This window comes from Thermococcus sp. Bubb.Bath, assembly GCF_012027595.1.
Classification (GTDB): domain Archaea; phylum Methanobacteriota_B; class Thermococci; order Thermococcales; family Thermococcaceae; genus Thermococcus.
In genome coordinates this window covers 1-389 of sequence record NZ_SNUR01000069.1, presented here as the reverse complement: position 1 = coordinate 389, position 389 = coordinate 1, and the positions used below count along the sequence as shown (strand labels likewise).

The window sequence follows — 389 nt, the reverse complement described above, 5'->3', positions numbered from 1 at the left end:
TCAAGCTCTTTCAGAGCTGTTTCTATGGTTTTTACGCACATGGCACACGTCATCCCATTAACCTTAAGCGTAAGCTTCATAACTATCACCGATGTTTACTTAACAGCACACTTTAAGGGCATTATTTCTACCAAAGTGTAAACGCTAACCGAAGAATTTTATATTTTGAAAACAAACGACTCGTAGGTGTTTATCATGACAAAGCTAGATGAACTGGATTTGAAGCTGATATATCTTCTCATGGACAACTCAAGATTAAGCATCTCCGAACTCGCGGAAAGACTCAGCGTCAGCAGGCCAACTGTTAAGACGAGGCTAGAAAAACTTGAGAAAGAAGGAATTATTCAGCGTTACACGATTAAACTCCACCCAGAACTCCAGAAGGCCCA

2 protein-coding genes are annotated in these 389 nt (G+C 40.6%); one reads left to right on the top strand and one right to left on the bottom strand.

Features of this window, described 5'->3' with window-relative positions:
- A partial coding sequence (locus E3E29_RS12125; RefSeq protein ID WP_167911123.1) for a cation transporter occupies nt 1-80 on the bottom strand: 80 nt, incomplete at its 3' end.
- 115 nt (nt 81-195) lie between these two features.
- On the opposite strand from E3E29_RS12125, the gene E3E29_RS11545 reads away from it, so the two are divergent.
- Nucleotides 196-389, top strand: a 194-nt coding sequence (locus E3E29_RS11545) for an Lrp/AsnC family transcriptional regulator (RefSeq protein WP_167911122.1), incomplete at its 3' end; no start/stop codon positions are given.